This window comes from Ancylobacter mangrovi (assembly GCF_024752355.1).
GTDB classification, from domain to species: domain Bacteria; phylum Pseudomonadota; class Alphaproteobacteria; order Rhizobiales; family Xanthobacteraceae; genus Ancylobacter; species Ancylobacter mangrovi.
On the sequence record NZ_JANTHZ010000013.1, the window covers coordinates 18,080 to 34,496 of the forward strand.

At 70.5% G+C, this 16,417-nt stretch carries 12 protein-coding genes; all 12 read left to right on the top strand.

From position 1 onward, the window contains the following. Positions 1 to 26: 26 nt before the first annotated feature. The 12 genes from ftsW to ligA all read left to right on the top strand — a co-directional run bounded on the left by ftsW (position 27) and on the right by ligA (position 16,298). A complete protein-coding gene (gene ftsW / locus NVS89_RS20640) occupies positions 27 to 1,223 on the top strand; it encodes a putative lipid II flippase FtsW (protein WP_258734657.1) in 1,197 nt (398 codons plus the stop codon). An 8-nt stretch (positions 1,224 to 1,231) separates the two neighbouring features. Then, complete coding sequence (gene murG, locus NVS89_RS20645; RefSeq protein WP_258734658.1) at positions 1,232 to 2,341, top strand: undecaprenyldiphospho-muramoylpentapeptide beta-N-acetylglucosaminyltransferase; 1,110 nt, start codon at positions 1,232 to 1,234, stop codon at positions 2,339 to 2,341. Positions 2,342 to 2,446: 105 nt separating this feature from the next. Next, positions 2,447 to 3,862 carry a UDP-N-acetylmuramate--L-alanine ligase gene (gene murC / locus NVS89_RS20650; RefSeq protein WP_258734659.1) on the top strand — a complete coding sequence of 472 codons (1,416 nt, stop codon included), beginning with the start codon at positions 2,447 to 2,449 and terminating at the stop codon, positions 3,860 to 3,862. Continuing rightward, positions 3,859 to 4,782 carry a UDP-N-acetylmuramate dehydrogenase gene (gene murB / locus NVS89_RS20655; RefSeq protein ID WP_258734660.1) on the top strand — a complete coding sequence of 308 codons (924 nt, stop codon included), beginning with the start codon at positions 3,859 to 3,861 and terminating at the stop codon, positions 4,780 to 4,782. The genes murC and murB overlap by 4 nt, the downstream gene beginning before the upstream one ends. Before the next feature lie 39 nt (positions 4,783 to 4,821). Further along, on the top strand, positions 4,822 to 5,742 hold the full coding sequence (locus NVS89_RS20660; RefSeq protein ID WP_258734661.1) for a D-alanine--D-alanine ligase: 921 nt from the start codon (positions 4,822 to 4,824) through the stop codon (positions 5,740 to 5,742). Positions 5,743 to 5,843: 101 nt separating this feature from the next. Beyond that, the gene (locus tag NVS89_RS20665; RefSeq protein ID WP_258734662.1) at positions 5,844 to 6,761 is read left to right on the top strand and encodes a cell division protein FtsQ/DivIB; all 918 of its coding nucleotides are present in this window, start codon (positions 5,844 to 5,846) and stop codon (positions 6,759 to 6,761) included. Beyond that, positions 6,761 to 8,077 (top strand): cell division protein FtsA, encoded by a 1,317-nt coding sequence (gene ftsA / locus NVS89_RS20670; RefSeq protein WP_258734663.1) that lies wholly within the window; start codon positions 6,761 to 6,763, stop codon positions 8,075 to 8,077. The genes NVS89_RS20665 and ftsA overlap by 1 nt, the downstream gene beginning before the upstream one ends. Before the next feature lie 87 nt (positions 8,078 to 8,164). After that, the gene (ftsZ, locus tag NVS89_RS20675) at positions 8,165 to 9,886 is read left to right on the top strand and encodes a cell division protein FtsZ (RefSeq protein ID WP_258734664.1); all 1,722 of its coding nucleotides are present in this window, start codon (positions 8,165 to 8,167) and stop codon (positions 9,884 to 9,886) included. Positions 9,887 to 10,183: 297 nt separating this feature from the next. Further along, the gene (lpxC, locus tag NVS89_RS20680) at positions 10,184 to 11,122 is read left to right on the top strand and encodes a UDP-3-O-acyl-N-acetylglucosamine deacetylase (RefSeq protein ID WP_258734665.1); all 939 of its coding nucleotides are present in this window, start codon (positions 10,184 to 10,186) and stop codon (positions 11,120 to 11,122) included. Positions 11,123 to 11,348: 226 nt separating this feature from the next. Continuing rightward, on the top strand, positions 11,349 to 12,251 hold the full coding sequence (locus NVS89_RS20685; RefSeq protein ID WP_258734666.1) for an outer membrane protein assembly factor BamD: 903 nt from the start codon (positions 11,349 to 11,351) through the stop codon (positions 12,249 to 12,251). A 171-nt stretch (positions 12,252 to 12,422) separates the two neighbouring features. After that, positions 12,423 to 14,102 (top strand): DNA repair protein RecN, encoded by a 1,680-nt coding sequence (gene recN, locus NVS89_RS20690; RefSeq protein ID WP_258734667.1) that lies wholly within the window; start codon positions 12,423 to 12,425, stop codon positions 14,100 to 14,102. Between the two features lie 6 nt (positions 14,103 to 14,108). Further along, positions 14,109 to 16,298, top strand: coding sequence for an NAD-dependent DNA ligase LigA (gene ligA, locus NVS89_RS20695; protein ID WP_258734668.1), 2,190 nt, complete (start codon positions 14,109 to 14,111; stop codon positions 16,296 to 16,298). Positions 16,299 to 16,417 lie beyond the last annotated feature (119 nt).

Here is a 16,417-nt window from a genome sequence, read left to right on the forward strand (position 1 = left end):
GAGAACGTTCTTCCGGAGTGGCGTAGATGATTTCGCGTGCCGAACGCACCATTGTCGGCGAGTGGTGGTGGACGATCGACCGGCTGCTGCTTGGCGCGCTGGCCGCACTTATGATCATCGGCATCGTGCTGGCGCTGGCCGCCAGCCCGCCGATCGCGGCCCGCCTCGGCATTCCCGATCCCTTCTATTTCGTGCACCGGCAGGTGATGTATCTGGTGCCGGCGCTGATCGTGCTGATCGCGACCTCGTTCCTGTCGCCGCGCAACATACGCCGCCTGTCGCTGGTGCTGTTCCTGGTCTTCCTCGGCCTCGTCTTCGCCACGCTGGTCATCGGCCCGGAGGTGAAGGGCGCGCGGCGCTGGCTGACCATCCTCGGCGTGACCGTGCAGCCCTCCGAATTCCTCAAGCCGAGCTTCGTCATCATCGCCGCCTGGCTGTTCTCGGAAAGCGTGCGGCGGCCGGAGATGCCGGGCCAGCTCCTCGCCATCGCGCTGCTGGGCATGGTGGTGACGCCGCTGGTGCTGCAGCCGGACTTCGGCCAGACCATGCTGGTCTCGCTGGTCTGGGGCAGCCTGTTCTTCCTCGCCGGGCTCAGGATGATCTGGGTGATCGGTCTTGGCGGCATCGGCGCGACGGGGCTGTTCATCGCCTATGCGACGGTGCCGCACGTCACCCAGCGCATCGACCGCTTCCTCGACCCGGATTCGGGCGACACCTACCAGATCGACCTCGCCATCGACAGCTTCATGAATGGCGGCTGGTTCGGGCAGGGGCCGGGCGAGGGCACCTTCAAGAAGGTGCTGCCGGACGGGCATACCGACTTCATCTTCGCCGTCGCCGGCGAGGAGTTCGGCGCCATTCTGTGCATGATGATCGCCGGCCTGTTCGCCTTCATCGTGCTGCGCGCGCTGTCGCGGGCGATGAACGACGAGGACCCGTTCGTGCGCTTCGCCGTGGCGGGGCTGTCGATCCTGTTCGGGCTCCAGTCCTGCATCAACATGATGGTCAACCTGCACATGATGCCGGCCAAGGGCATGACGCTGCCCTTCGTGTCCTATGGCGGCTCGTCGCTGCTCTCGCTGGCCTACGGCATGGGGATGCTGCTCGCGCTGACGCGCCGGCGCCCGCGGGTCTCGACGCTGGCCGAGCTGGAGCGGCTCGGCACCCGTCTGGGCACGCGCAAGGCCCCGGCAACAGGCGCGCCGCTGGCGCATCCGGGCTGAGGCGCGCCATGGCCACGCCGGACACGCCGCTCGTGCTGATCGCCGCCGGGGGAACCGGCGGCCATCTGTTTCCCGCCGAAGCTCTCGCGACCGCGCTCGGGCGGCGCGGCATCGCGGTCGACCTCGCGACCGACGCGCGCGCGGCCCGCTATGCCGGGCATTTTCCCGCGCGCCGGCTCCACGTGCTGCCGGCCGACACGGTGCGCGGGCGCTCGCCCGTGGCGCTGGCGCGGACCGCGCTCGCGCTCGGCACCGGCGTCCTCAAGGGCTTCGCACTGATGCGCTCGCTGAAGCCGGCGGCGGTGGTCGGCTTCGGCGGCTATCCCACCGTGCCGCCGCTGCTCGCCGCCGCCTTCGCCGGCCGGCCGACGCTGATCCATGAGGCGAACGCGGTGATGGGCCGGGCCAATGCGATGCTGGCCTCGCGGGTCAGCGCCATCGCCACCGGCTATCCCGACATACTGAAGGGCAACCCCTCGCTCGCCGCCAAGGCGCACCACACCGGCAACCCGGTCCGGCCCGCGGTGATCGCGGCGGTCGCGCCGTTCGCGGCGCCGGAGCCGGGCGGGCGGTTCGAGCTGCTGGTGTTCGGCGGCAGCCAGGGCGCGCGGGTGATGAGCGAGGTGGTCCCCGCCGGCATCGAGCGGCTCGACCCGTCGCTGCGCGCGCGGCTCTCCATCGTGCAGCAGGCGCGGCCGGAAGATCTCGACCAGGTCCGCGCCACCTATGCCCGCCTCGGCGTCGCGGCCGAGGTGGCGCCCTTCTTCGACGACCTGCCCGCCCGCATGGCGCGCGCCCACCTCGTCATCGCCCGCTCGGGCGCCTCGACGGTGGCGGAGCTGTGCGTGATCGGGCGCCCGTCCTTCCTCGTGCCGCTGCCGGGGGCGATCGACCAGGACCAGCTTGCCAACGCCTCCGCGCTCGCCGGCGCGGGCGGGGCGGCGCTGGTGCCGCAGGCCGAATTCACCCCGCAGAGCCTCGCGACCCGGATCGCCGCGCTGATGGCGGAGCCGGCGGAACTCGCGGCCATGGCCGGGGCGGCGCACCGGCTGGGACGGGCGGACGCGGCCGAACGGCTGGCCGAGCTCGTCATCCGCACGGCGGGCCTCGATGGCTAGCGACACTACCATAGGCGGGATGACGTACCGGACGGCCTCGTCTATTGCTGCGCGCCCGGAAATTGTGCCCGCGCGAACCTCGCGCACAGGCCGAAGGAAGATCGCATGAAGCTCCCGCTCTCGCTCGGGCCCATCCATTTCGTCGGCATCGGCGGCATCGGCATGAGCGGCATCGCCGAGGTGCTGCACAATCTCGGCTACACGGTCCAGGGCTCGGACGTCGCCGAGAGCGCCAATGTGAAGCGCCTCGTCGAGAAGGGCATCGCGGTGCATGTCGGCCACCGCGCCGAGAACATCGACGGGGCGGAGGTGCTGGTCGTCTCCTCCGCCATCAAGCGCGACAATCCCGAACTGGTGGCGGCCCGCGCGCGGCGCCTGCCGGTGGTGCGCCGGGCCGAGATGCTGGCCGAGCTGATGCGGCTGAAGAGCTGCGTCGCCATCGCCGGCACCCACGGCAAGACCACCACCACCTCGCTGGTGGCGACGTTGCTCGATTCGGGCGGCTTCGATCCGACCGTCATCAATGGCGGCATCATCAACGCCTACGGCACCAATGCGCGGCTGGGTGATGGCGAATGGATGGTGGTGGAGGCCGACGAGAGCGACGGCACCTTCCTCAAGCTGCCGGTCGAGGTGGCGGTGGTCACCAATATCGACCCCGAGCATCTCGACCACTTCAAGACCTTCGAGGCGGTGCAGGCGGCGTTCCGCAGCTTCATCGACAACCTGCCCTTCTACGGCTTCGCGGTGATGTGCACCGACCATCCGGTGGTGCAGGACCTCGTCGGCCATGTCGAGGACCGGCGCGTCATCACCTATGGCGAGAACCCACAGGCCGATGTGCGCCTCGTCGACATCGACCTGAAGGGCGGGCGCTCGCGCTTCGGCGTGCTGTTCCGTGATCGCGAGGGCCGGGTGGTGCACGAGCTGCGCGAGCTGGTGCTGCCGATGCCGGGCAAGCACAACGCGCTCAACGCCACCGCCGCCATCACCGTCGCCCACGAGCTCGGCGCGACGGACGAACAGATCCGTTCCGCGCTGGCCGGCTTCGGCGGCGTGAAGCGGCGCTTCACCCGCACCGGCGAGGTGAACGGCGTGACGATCTTCGACGATTACGGCCACCACCCGGTCGAGATCGCCGCGGTGCTGCGCGCCGCGCGGGCCTCGACCGACGGGCAGGTGATCGCGGTGGTGCAGCCCCATCGCTACACCCGGCTGCAGTCGCTGTTCGACCAGTTCGCGACCTGCTTCAACGATGCCGACCACGTCATCGTCGCCGACGTCTACGCGGCCGGCGAGACGCCGATCGCCGGGGTCGACCGCGACCATCTGGTCGAGGCGCTGCGCGCGCGGGGCCATCGCTCGGTGACGGCGCTGCCGGGGCCGGAGGCGCTGGCGGGGATCGTCGGCTCCCTGATGAAGCCGGGCGACTACGTCGTCTGCCTCGGCGCGGGCAGCATCAGCCAGTGGGCCTATGCCCTGCCCGACCAGCTCACCGCCCTGCGGGAGAGCGCGGCGTGAGCCTTCCCGACATCGCGCCCGAGCTTGCCGCCGGCATGCCCGGGCTGCGCGGGCGCATGCTCGCACACCAGCCGCTGGCGGACCTCACCTGGTTCCGCGTCGGCGGGCCGGCGCAGGTGCTGTTCACGCCCGCAGACGAGGAGGACCTCGCCTATTTCCTGGCGCGGCTGCCGGGCGAGGTTCCGGTGACGGTGATCGGCCTCGGCTCCAACCTCATCGTGCGCGACGGCGGCGTGCCCGGCGTCGTCATCCGGCTCGGGCGCGGCTTCAATGCGATCGCGGTGGACGAGGGGTATCGCCTGCGGGTCGGCACCGCGGTGCCGGACGTGAAGGCGGCGCGGGCGGCGGCGGATGCGGGGATCGACGGGCTCGCCTTCTATCGCGGCATTCCCGGCGGCATAGGCGGCGCGCTGCGCATGAACGCCGGCGCCCATGGCGGCGAGACGAAGGACGTGCTGGTCGAGGCGCGGGCGGTCGACCGCGCGGGCAATGTCCGCGTGCTGGGCAACGCCGATTTCGGCTACAGCTACCGCCATTCCGACGCGCCGGCGGACCTCGTCTTCACGCAGGCGCTGTTCCAGGGCCGGCCGGGCGAACCCGCGGCGATTCTCGCCGAGATGGAGCGAATCACCGCCGCGCGCGAGGCCTCGCAGCCGATTCGCGAGAAGACCGGCGGCTCGACCTTCAAGAACCCGCCCGGCCACAAGGCCTGGCAGCTCATCGACGCGGCGGGCTGTCGCGGGCTGATGCGCGGTGCGGCGCAGATGTCGCCGATGCACTGCAATTTCATGATCAACACCGGTGGCGCCACCGCCGCCGACATCGAGGCGCTGGGCGAGGACGTCCGCGCACGCGTGAAGGCCCATTCCGGCGTCGGGCTGGAGTGGGAGATCAAGCGCATCGGCATTCCGGCGGACTAGGCGCCGCGGCCCCTGCGGCCGGCGCACGAGGAGAAGAGCATGGCGAAGCATGTCGCCGTCCTGATGGGCGGCTGGTCGGCGGAACGCGAGGTGTCGCTGAACTCGGGGGAGGCTTGCGCGCAGGCCGCCGAGAGCGTGGGCTACCGGGTCTCGCGCGTCGATGTCGGCCGCGACATCGCCAGCGTGCTGGCCGAGCTGAAGCCGGACGTGGCGCTGAACATCCTGCACGGCCGCCCGGGCGAGGACGGCACCATCCAGGGCATCCTCGAGATCCTGCAGATCCCCTACAGCCATTCGGGCGTGCTGGCCTCGGCGCTGGCGATGGACAAGGCGCAGGCCAAGATCATCCTCGCCGAGAACGGCATTCCGGTGCCCGAGGGGCGCGTGGTCTCGCGGCTCGAGGCGGCGCGCGGCCATGTGCTGGAGCGGCCCTATGTGCTGAAGCCGGTGCGCGAGGGCTCCTCGGTCGGCGTTTTCATCGTCCCGGAGGACCAGGAGCACCCGCCGCAGGAGCTGAATCGCGACGACTGGGCGTATGGAGATACCCTTCTCGCCGAGCGTTACATCCCCGGATTGGAGCTCACCTGCGCCGTGATGGGCGATGAGGCGCTCGACGTCATCGAAATTCAATCCGACTTAAGGTTCTACGATTACGAAGCAAAATACGCTCCGGGCGGTTCCCGCCACATTCTCCCGGCACAAATTTTACCGAATGTTTACCAAAAGGTACGGATGCTAGCGGTTAAGGCGCATCGCGCGCTCGGCTGTCGGGGCATCAGTAGGTCGGACTTCCGTTATGACGACCGGACCGGGGACGAATCCGGTTTGGTCTGTCTGGAGGTGAACACCCAGCCCGGAATGACCGAGACGTCGCTTGTGCCCGAACTCGCGGCCCATGCAGGCTATTCGTTCGGTGAGCTGATACGATGGATGGTGGAGGACGCCTCGCTCGACCGCTGAACCCCAGGCAGAAGCCTGCGGGCGGGCGCGCCGGTGCGGCATCTGAAGATTCGGGGCGGACGGTAGCGCGGGGACGTGGTTCCCAGGCGGCGCCGGCTGCCGTGTCCCGGCCTGCGGCCAGGGCCCGTTCGGCGCGGCCGGGCCGCACGCGATTCGTCGACCGCGCCATCATCGGCGGTCGCCGGTTCTTCGTCGGTCTCTCCGCCTCGCGGGTGGTGAACCGCGGCGCCGGCATCTGGCTGGTCGCCCTGCTGTTCGCCGCCACCGGCATTTACGGCCTCGAGCGCGGCGGCCACATGCCCGCCGCCATCGAGACCGCCCGCGACGTGGCCGATACCGGCGCAAACCTCGTCGGTTTCCGGATCGCCAACGTCAACCTGAACGGCCAGAGCCACGTCTCCCCGGGCGAGATCCTTGCCACGGCGGGCGTCAAGCCGACCTCCTCGCTGCCGTTCTTCGACGCCGAGGGCGCGCGCCAGCGGCTCGAGCAGCTCGCCTGGATCAAGCGCGCCACGGTGCAGAAGCTCTATCCCGACCGGCTCGACATCCAGGTGGTCGAGCGCGAGGGCTTCGCGCTCTGGCAGAAGGACGGCAAGATCAACGTGATCGCCCGCGACGGCACCATCATCGCCCCTTATTCCGACGACCCGCGCTACATCCGCCTGCCGATCGTGGTCGGCGAGGGCGCGCAGTCCCACGCGGTCGAGATCGTCGACGCGCTGAGCCTGGTGCCGGGCGTGCGCGACCAGGTGCGCGCCGCCATCCGCGTCGCCGACCGCCGCTGGACGCTGAAGATGGGCAACGGCATCGACGTGCGCCTGCCCGAGCGCGGCCTCGACGACGCGCTGCAGCAGCTCGCCGTGCTCGACCGCGACAAGCAGCTTCTCAGCCGCGACGTCACCATCATCGATCTGCGCTTGCCCGACCGCGTGACCGTCCGCCTCTCCGACGCCGCCTACGAGGCGCGTCAGGCCGACCTCAAGGCCCAGGCCAAGGCGAGGAAGGGGAGCAGCACATGATGCGGTCGTATTTTGAGATCGCGCCGAAGATGCGCCCGCTCGCGCCGCGTCGCAGCGGCGTGGTGGGCGTGCTCGACGTCGGCACCTCCAAGATCGTGTGCATGATCGCCCGGCTGAAGCCGCGCGAGAGCTCCAGCCTGCGCCGGCGGACCCATTCGATCGACGTGCTCGGCATCGGCCACACCAGCGCCCACGGCATCAAGGGCGGCGCGGTGATCGACATGGAGCGGGCCGAATACGCCATCCGCCGCGCGGTCGACGCGGCCGAGCGCATGGCCGGCGTGCAGATCGCCTCCGTGGTGGTGTCGATGGCCGGCGGGCGCCTGTCCTCCGAGCACTTCGCCGCCGAGGTCGACCTGCCCGAGCCGGCGGTGGCGGAAGGCGACATCCGCCGCGTGCTCGACGCCGCCTCCACCTTCGCGGTGGGCGAGGGGCGCACCATCCTTCACGCGCTGCCGGTCGGCTACGCGCTCGACGGCGTGTCGGGCATCGGCGAGCCGCGCGGCATGCTCGGGCGCCGGCTCGGCGTCGACCTGCACGTCATCACCGCCGACGGCGCGGCGGTGCGCAACCTGCTGCTGTGCATCGAGCGCTGCCATCTCGGCGTCGAGGCGATGGTCGCCGCGCCCTATGCGGCCGCGCTGTCGACCCTCGCCGACGACGAGGCCGAGCTCGGCGTGACGCTGATCGACTTCGGCGCCGGCACCACCACCGTCTCGGTGGTCGAGAACGGGCACTGCGTGCATGTCGACGGCATCGCGGTCGGCGGCCAGCACGTCACCAACGACGTCGCGCGCGGCCTTTCCACCCGCCTTGCCGACGCCGAGCGGCTGAAGAGCTTGCATGGCGGCGTGCTCGCCATCAGCGCCGACGAGCGCGAGATGCTGACCGTGCCGCCGATCGCCGACGACCACCACGACCTGCCGCGGGTGATCCCGAAGTCGCAGTTGCTGCGCATCATCCGCCCGCGGGTGGAAGAAGTCATCGAGCTGGTGCGCGACCGGCTGGTCGCCTCCGGCCATTCGGCCGGGGCGGGGCGGCGCATCGTGCTCACCGGCGGCTCGGCCCAGCTCACCGGCCATGCCGAGCTGGTGGGCAAGGTTCTCGGCGGGCAGGTGCGCATCGGCCGCCCGCTCGGCATTTCCAAGCTTCCCGAGGCGGCGCGCGGCGCCACCTTCGCCGTCGCCACGGGGCTTCTTGTCTATCCGCAGGTTGCGGGGCTCGAGCATTTCGAGGCCCGCCGCCGTCGCCTCTCCCACGGGGAGGAGAGCGGATACTTCTCGCGCGTTGGCCATTGGCTGCGGGAGGCCTTCTGACGTGTTCCATCCAATCCGCGCCGGCGGAACCGGCACCATAGTGATCGAGACGGGACGAGGGCCCGCCGGCGTTAGGGGACAACAGCAATGACGATCAACCTCCAGGCACCTGACATCCGCGAACTGCGCCCCCGGATCACCGTGTTCGGCGTCGGCGGCGCCGGCGGCAATGCGGTCAACAACATGATCACGGCGGGTCTGTGCGGCGTCGACTTCGTGGTCGCGAACACAGACGCGCAGGCGCTGACGCTTTCCAAGGCCGAGCGCATCGTGCAGATGGGCGTCGCCGTGACCGAGGGCCTGGGCGCCGGCTCGCAGCCGGAAGTCGGGCGCGCGGCCGCCGAGGAGGCGCTGGACGAGATCCGCGACCACCTCGCCGGCGCGCACATGGTGTTCATCACCGCCGGCATGGGCGGCGGCACCGGCACCGGCGCCGCGCCGGTCATCGCCCGGGCGGCCCGCGAACTCGGCATCCTCACCGTTGGCGTGGTGACCAAGCCCTTCCACTTCGAGGGCCAGCGCCGCATGCGCATCGGCGAGATGGGCATCTCCGAGCTGCAGAAGGGCGTCGATACCCTCATCGTCATTCCGAACCAGAACCTGTTCCGGGTGGCGAACGAGCGCACCACCTTCGCCGACGCCTTCGCGATGGCCGACCAGGTGCTCTATTCGGGCGTCGCGTGCATCACCGACCTGATGGTCAAGGAAGGCCTGATCAACCTCGACTTCGCCGACGTCCGCGCCGTGATGCGCGAGATGGGCAAGGCGATGATGGGCACCGGCGAGGCCTCCGGCGAGAAGCGCGCCCTGCATGCGGCCGAGGCGGCGATTGCCAACCCGCTGCTCGACGAGGTGTCGATGCGCGGCGCCCGTGGCCTGCTGATCTCCATCACCGGCGGCAAGGACCTCACCCTGTTCGAGGTGGACGAGGCGGCGACCCGCATCCGCGAGGAGGTCGACCCGGACGCCAACATCATCCTCGGCGCCACCTTCGACGAGACGCTGGAAGGCCTGATCCGCGTGTCGGTGGTCGCGACCGGCATCGACCCGGCGGTGATCCCCGAGCAGATCCCGCACAGCTTCTCCAACCTCGCCGACATCGGCGGGCGCCGCATGTCCAATGCCGGCCGCGCCGCCGTCGAGGCCCGCCGCGACGCCGCCCTGCACTCGGTGGCCGCCGCGCTGACCGAGGACGAGGAAGCCTACGGCGCCTCGGAGGAGAGCTACGAGCCGACCTATGCCGCCCACGCCGCCGACGACCACGTCTATGGCGAGCCGGACCGCGCGCCGGCCGCGATCGACGAGGTGACCATCCGCCAGCTGGCTCCCAAGCCCGCGCTCTACGCCGAGCCGGAAGCCCCGGCGGTGAGCGAGGCGGCCTATGAGGACGAGACGCTCGAGCCGTTCATCCCGCCGCAGGCCGAGCGCCCGTCGCCGCGCATGCCGCGCGTCGACGAGCTGCCGGTGCCGGCGCAGAACCAGATCCGCGCCGCCCGCGGCGAGGCGCCCGAGCATCACCAGAACGAGAAGAAGCGCATGACGCTGCTTCAGCGCCTCGCCAATGTTGGCCTCGGCCGCCATGCCGAGGAAGAGGAGGAGGTCGACCCGCCGGCGGACATGCGTCCGGTGGTGCGCCGCGCCCCGCAGGCAGAGCCGCGCGCCCTCGCCGAGCGCCGTCCCGAGAGTTCGGAATTCGCCAAGCGCCCGGCCGCGCCGCGCCCGATGGACGCCCATGGCCGCCCGGTCGCGCCGCGTCCGGCGGACGACGATCACCTCGATATCCCGGCCTTCCTCCGCCGCCAGGGCTGAGGTGCCGGCGGGCTGGCATCCCAGCCTGTAACAAAGCGATTGCGCAATGCAGCACCCGGGCCGCGAGGCCCGGGTGTAATTCATTGATTGTAAAGGATTTTAGACTCTACTGCGGCAGCGAGGCCACAGTAACAGAGCGTAATCAAGAGTGAGTTGGCGCCACCCGGGGGCGTCGATATGGTCCGGACAACGAAAAGCCGTCACGGGATTCGGTTCCCGGAACGTTAATGGCGGTTAACTGTGTTGTTTTTTGGAGAGGGGAGCGGACGCGTAACGAAGTCCGTTCTGGGGTCCGGAATGAATGCTGTAGTGCAAACCACTCTTGCCGATAGCGTCGCCCTTTCGGGCGTCGGCGTTCATTCGGGCAAGATGGCGCGGTTGAGCATCGCTCCCGCCGACGCCGACAGCGGCATCGTCTTCCACCGTTCCGACTCCAACCAGTCCGTGCGGGCCTGCCGCAGCGCCGTGCGCGGCAGCGACCTCGCCACCGTGCTGCGCGATTCGAGCGGCCCTGCGGTCTCCACCGTCGAGCACCTGCTCGCCTGCTTCTCCGGCCTCGGCATCGACAACGCCCGGGTCGAGATCGACGGGCCGGAAGTGCCGATCCTCGACGGCAGCGCCGACGAGTTCGTCGCCGCCCTCGACGAGGTCGGCGTGATCGAGACCGGCACCCCGCGCCGCTATCTGCGCGTGCTGAAGCCGGTGCGGGTCGAGACCGAGACCGGCTTCGGCGAGCTTTCGCCCTACGACGTCGGCTTCCGGCTGGAGGTCGAGATCGATTTCGACCACGCCGCGATCGGCCGCCAGCGCTACGCCGCCACCCTGTCGCCGGACGTGTTCCGCAAGGATCTGGCGCGGGCGCGCACCTTCGGCTTCTTCTGCGATGTCGAGCGGCTGTGGCAGGCGGGCTTCGCGCTCGGCGCCTCGCTCGACAACACGATCTGCCTCGGCGACGACGGGGTGATGAACACCACCGGCCTGCGCTACGCCGACGAGTTCGTGCGCCACAAGGCGCTCGACGCGGTGGGCGACCTCGCGCTCGGCGGCCTGCCGATGATGGCGCGCTACCGTTCCTATCGCGGCGGCCACAAGCTTAACTTCGCCGTGGTCGACGCGCTGCTGTCGGACCGCTCGGCCTACGAGATCGTCGAGGCCCGCCTGCCGGCCCGCCGTTCGGTGCGCGGCACGGCCGATGTCGCCGCCGTCGCGGTGCCCGCCTACGCCCCCGAGCTCTGAGCGTCCCGCCGGCGTTCCTTGCGCCGTCCTTCCTGTGCCGCGCTTCGTGCCGGATCGGTCGCCCGGGCCGGCCATCGGGCGGCAGCCATGATGCCCGCTCGGTCTTTTCGGCTTGCCCTCGTGCCGCAGCCACGTTATCGCCGCCATAATGCGGTCGGAAAGCGGCTTTAGCGCGTAGATGCGCGCCGGCCGGGCGACATCGACAAGATCGGGATCGATATCTGTGATGCGTCTTCTCTCCTTCGCCCGTCCCGACCTCTCCTCCTCCCGGGACCAGGCGCGGCGAAAGCGCGCCGCCGGCCTGCTGGCGGTGCGGCTCGCGGGCCTCGTCCTCGTCGGGGCCAGCCTCGGTGGCTGCGCCAGCATGTTCGACACCGACAAGGAAGAGAAGATCTACCCGGACGTTCCGGCCGAGCAGCGCTACAATGAGGGCCTGACCCTCATGGAGAAGGAAGATTACGGCGAGGCGATCCGCCGCTTCGAGGATGTCGACCGCCAGCACCCCTATTCGGAGCTGGCGCGCAAGTCGATCCTGATGATCGCCTACATCAACTACAACCAGGGCAATTACGACGAGTGCATCGCGGCCGCGCGCCGCTATCTGGCGCTGCATCCGGGCTCCGAGGATGCCGCCTATGCGCAGTACCTGATGGCCTCGTCCTTTTACGACCAAATCCCCGACGTCTCGCGAGACCAGGCCCGCACCCAGCGCGCCATCGACGCGCTCGACGACGTCGTGCGCAAATATCCCGATTCCGAATACGCCGTCAGCGCCAAGAAGAAGCTGGAAGTCGCCCGCGACCAGATCGCCGGCAAGGAGATGCTGGTCGGGCGCTACTATCTCGAGCAGCGCAACTATGCCGGCGCGATCAACCGCTTCAAGGTGGTCGTGACGCGCTACCAGACCACGCGCCATGTCGAGGAGGCGCTGTACCGCCTGACGGAAGCCTATATGGCGCTCGGCGTCATCAGCGAGGCGCAGACCTCCGCCGCCGTGCTGGGCTACAATTTCCCGGAGAGCTCCTGGTACAAGGACGCCTTCAAGCTGGTGCAGTCGCGCGGCGTCGACCCCAAGCTCAACGAGGAATCCTGGATCGCCAAGGCGTTCAAGGGCGTCGGTCTCGGCTGACGGGCCGCCCGATCGGCCCGCCCCGCGCCGGCCGGCCCCGCATGGCTGGCTTTCCATCCGGCCAGTCGTGGCATTCTCGAACAGAATAAGAACACCGGTGCGTCCGCGCCTGCGACCTGCTAAAAGGGGCGGGGTCGCCGTACCCTGCGGATTCGTTGTGGAGCGTCACGCATGCTGGCCGCCCTGTCGATCAGGGACATCGTCCTCATCGAGCGGCTCGACCTTTCCTTCCTGCCCGGCCTGACCGTGCTGACCGGCGAGACCGGCGCCGGCAAGTCGATCCTGCTCGACGCCTTCACCCTCGCCCTCGGCGGGCGGGGCGACGGGGCGCTGGTGCGCCACGGGGCGGGGCAAGGGCAGGTGACGGCCGAGTTCGACATCGCCGCCGACCACCCCGTGCGGGCGCTGCTGGCGGACGCCGGCATCGACGATGACGGCGCGCTGGTACTGCGGCGGATGCAGCACGCGGACGGGCGCACCCGCGCCTTCGTCAACGACCAGTCGGTGAGCGCGCAGATGCTGCGCAGCGTCGGCCGGCGGCTGGTCGAGATCCATGGCCAGCACGACGACCGGGCACTGGTCGATGCCACCTCGCACCGCGCGCTGCTCGACGCCTATGGCGGCCTCACCGGCCTTGCCGAGGAGGTGGGCGGCCTGTGGCGGGGCTGGCGCGAGGCGCGCAAGGCGGCGGCGCAGGAGAAGGCGCGGCTCGATGAGGCCGCCAAGGAGGCGGACTATATCCGCCATTCGGTCGAGGAACTGAACGCGCTGGCGCCCGAGCCCGGCGAGGAGGACCGTCTGGCCGATCGGCGGGCGGAGATGATGCGTTTCGAGAAGATCGCCAGCGACCTCAACGAGGCGCAGGAGGCGGTGGGCGGCGCCGCCTCGCCGATCCCGGGCCTCGCCGCCGCCGTGCGCCGGCTGGAGCGCCGTGCGGGAGAGGCGGACAAGCTGGTGCGCCCGGCGGTGGAGGCGATCGACGCCGCGCTCAACGCGCTGGACCTCGCCCGCACCCATCTCGACGAGGCGCTGCGCGAGGCCGATTTCGACCCGCTGGAGCTGGAGCGGATCGAGGAGCGGCTGTTCGCGCTGCGCGCGGCGGCGCGCAAATTCTCCTGCACGGTCGAGGACCTGCCGGCGGTCGCGGCGCGCTTCGCCGACGACCTCGACGCGCTCGACCACGGCGCGGAGGCGCTGCGGGCGCTGGAGGCGAAGGCGCAGGAGACCGAGGCGATCTATCGCGCGGCGGCGCGCGACCTGTCCGGGCGCCGCCATCTCGCGGCGGCGGCGCTCGACGCGGCGGTGAATGCCGAGCTCGGGCCGCTGAAGCTCGAGCGCGCGCGCTTCATCACTCAGTGCCAGAGCGACGAGGCCGACGAGCAGGCCGACGGCTTCGACCGGGTCGAGTTCTGGGTGCAGACCAATCCCGGCACGCGTCCCGGCCCGATGATGAAGGTCGCCTCCGGCGGCGAGCTCGCCCGCTTCCTGCTGGCGCTGAAGGTGGTGCTGGCCGACAAGGGCTCGGCGCCGACGCTGGTGTTCGACGAGATCGACACCGGGGTCGGCGGCGCGGTGGCGGACGCGATCGGCGCCCGCCTCGCCCGCCTCGCCGAGCGCTCGCAGGTGGTGGCCGTGACCCACGCTCCGCAGGTGGCGGCGCGGGCGGGCCACCATTTCCGCATCGCCAAGGAGATGGTGGCGGAGCAGGACCGGGTGGCGACCAGCGTCGCTCCGCTCGCTCCCGACCACCGCCGCGAGGAGATCGCGCGCATGCTCTCCGGCGCCGAGATCACCACCGAGGCGCGGGCGGCGGCGGAGCGGCTTCTCAAGAGCGCCGAATCCGCTACATAGCCTCATATGAACGCGCGCGCGCCCGAGATCGACGTCGCCAAGCTGACCGCCGACGAGGCGGCGAGCGAACATGCCCGGCTCGGCGCGGAGATCGCCGCGCACGACAAGCGCTACTACCAGGAAGACGCGCCCACCGTCTCCGACGCCGCCTATGACGCGCTGCGCCGGCGCTACGACGCGATCGAGGCCGAATATCCCGAGCTTCGGGGCATCGACAGCCTGTCGGAGAAGGTCGGCGCCGCGCCCTCGGCCAAATTCGCCAAGGTGCGCCACCGGGTGCCGATGCTCTCGCTCGGCAACGGCTTCTCGGACGAGGAGGTGGAGGAGTTCGTCGCCCGCGTGCGGCGCTTCCTCGGCCTCGCCGCCGGGGCCGACCTCGCCTTCACCGCCGAGCCGAAGATCGACGGCCTGTCCTGCTCGCTGCGCTATGAGGGCGGGCGGCTGGTGCAGGCGGCGACGCGCGGCGACGGCTTCGAGGGCGAGGACGTCACCAACAATGTGCGCACCATCGGCGAGATTCCCGACCGGCTGAAGGGCGACGACGTGCCCGGCACCGTCGAGGTGCGCGGCGAGGTCTATATGAGCCACGCCGATTTCGCGGCGCTGAACGAGCGCCAGCAGGCGGCCGGCAAGCCGACCTTCATGAACCCGCGCAACGCGGCGGCGGGCAGCCTGCGCCAGCTCGACGCGAAGATCACCGCCAGCCGCCCGCTGAAGTTCTTCGCCTATGCCTGGGGCGAGGTGAGCGCGGGCGGGTTGCCGGGCGACACCCAGTTCGGCGTGATCAAGGCCTTCGCCCGCTGGGGCCTGCCGACCAATCCGCTGACGGTACTGTGCCATTCCGCCGAGCAGCTTCTCTCGCACTACCACCGGATCGAGGAACAGCGCGCCGCGCTCGGCTACGACATCGACGGCGTGGTCTACAAGGTCGACAGCCTCGCCCTGCAGGAGCGGCTCGGCTTCGTCTCGCGCTCGCCGCGCTGGGCGCTGGCGCACAAGTTCCCCGCCGAACGGGCGGTGACGCAGCTCGAGGGGATCGACATCCAGGTCGGGCGCACCGGCGCGCTCACTCCGGTCGCCAAGCTCACCCCGATCACGGTGGGCGGCGTCGTCGTCTCCAACGCCTCGCTGCACAATGAGGACTACATCCGCGGCATCGACAGCGATGGCGAGCCGATCCGCGGCACCGTCGATGGCGAGCCGGTGGATATCCGCATCGGCGACTGGGTGGTGATCCAGCGCGCCGGCGACGTGATCCCGCAGGTGGTCTCGGTCGAGCTGCAGCGCCGGCCGAAGGAGGCCGCGCCCTTCGCCTTCCCCCATCTGTGCCCCGCCTGCGGCTCGCATGCCGTGCGCGAGGAGGGCGAATCGGTGCGCCGCTGCACCGGCGGGCTGATCTGCCCGGCGCAGGCGGTGGAGCGCATCCGCCATTTCGTCTCGCGCGACGCCTTCGACATAGAGGGGCTGGGCGAGAAGCAGGTGCAGGCGTTCTACGACTGGGGGCTGGTGCGCCAGCCGGCGGACATCTTCACGCTGGAGGCGCGCGATTCGGCGCCGGACGCGCTGACCCGGCTGAAGAACCGCGACGGCTGGGGCGAAACCTCGGCGCGGAACCTGTTCGCTGCCATCGCCGCGCGCCGGCAGGTGCCGGTGAACCGCTTCCTCTATGCGCTGGGCATCCGCCATGTCGGCGAGACCAACGCCAAGCGGCTGATGCGCCATTACGGGACCATCGAGGCGCTGCGCGAGGCCGCGCTCGCGGCGATCATGCCGGACCCGAAGGACAGCCCCGGCGAGCACCCCAAGGGCAACGAGGCCTGGCAGGAGCTGGTCGCCACCGAAGGTATCGGCGCGGTGGTCGCCGAGGCGGTGGTCGACTTCTTCAAGGAGCCCAACAACGAGACCGCGCTCGATGCGCTGCTGGCCGAGGTGACGACCGAGCCGATGGAGCAGACCGCCACCGGCGGCGCCGTCGCCGGCAAGACGGTGGTGTTCACCGGCGCGCTGGAGCGCATGACCCGCGACGAGGCCAAGGCGATGGCGGAACGGCTCGGTGCCAAGGTGGCGGGGTCGGTCTCGAAGAGGACGGATTATGTGGTCGCCGGCGCGGATGCCGGCTCGAAGCTCGCCAAGGCGCGCGATCTCGGCGTCGCCGTGCTCACCGAGGACGAGTGGCTGGCGCTGGTGCAGGGCTGAGCGTCGCGCCGCTTTCCGCAGCGCTCTCTGCGCCCGGGCGCAAGAAAGGCCGCCGCGAGGAGGACACGCGACGGCCTTCGCCTTCCCGAAAGGTCGGATCGGCCGGGTCGGACCCGGTC

Bases quoted from the DNA above. Each gene is read 5' to 3' on its own strand.
- recN (WP_258734667.1), top strand. From the start codon at position 12,423: ATGCTGGCCGCCCTGTCGATCAGGGACATCGTCCTCATCGAGCGGCTC.
- ligA (WP_258734668.1), top strand. From the start codon at position 14,109: ATGAACGCGCGCGCGCCCGAGATCGACGTCGCCAAGCTGACCGCCGAC.
- ftsZ (WP_258734664.1), top strand. From the start codon at position 8,165: ATGACGATCAACCTCCAGGCACCTGACATCCGCGAACTGCGCCCCCGG.
- NVS89_RS20660 (WP_258734661.1), top strand. From the start codon at position 4,822: ATGGCGAAGCATGTCGCCGTCCTGATGGGCGGCTGGTCGGCGGAACGC.
- NVS89_RS20685 (WP_258734666.1), top strand. From the start codon at position 11,349: ATGCGTCTTCTCTCCTTCGCCCGTCCCGACCTCTCCTCCTCCCGGGAC.
- lpxC (WP_258734665.1), top strand. From the start codon at position 10,184: ATGAATGCTGTAGTGCAAACCACTCTTGCCGATAGCGTCGCCCTTTCG.
- ftsA (WP_258734663.1), top strand. From the start codon at position 6,761: ATGCGGTCGTATTTTGAGATCGCGCCGAAGATGCGCCCGCTCGCGCCG.
- murG (WP_258734658.1), top strand. From the start codon at position 1,232: ATGGCCACGCCGGACACGCCGCTCGTGCTGATCGCCGCCGGGGGAACC.
- ftsW (WP_258734657.1), top strand. From the start codon at position 27: ATGATTTCGCGTGCCGAACGCACCATTGTCGGCGAGTGGTGGTGGACG.
- murC (WP_258734659.1), top strand. From the start codon at position 2,447: ATGAAGCTCCCGCTCTCGCTCGGGCCCATCCATTTCGTCGGCATCGGC.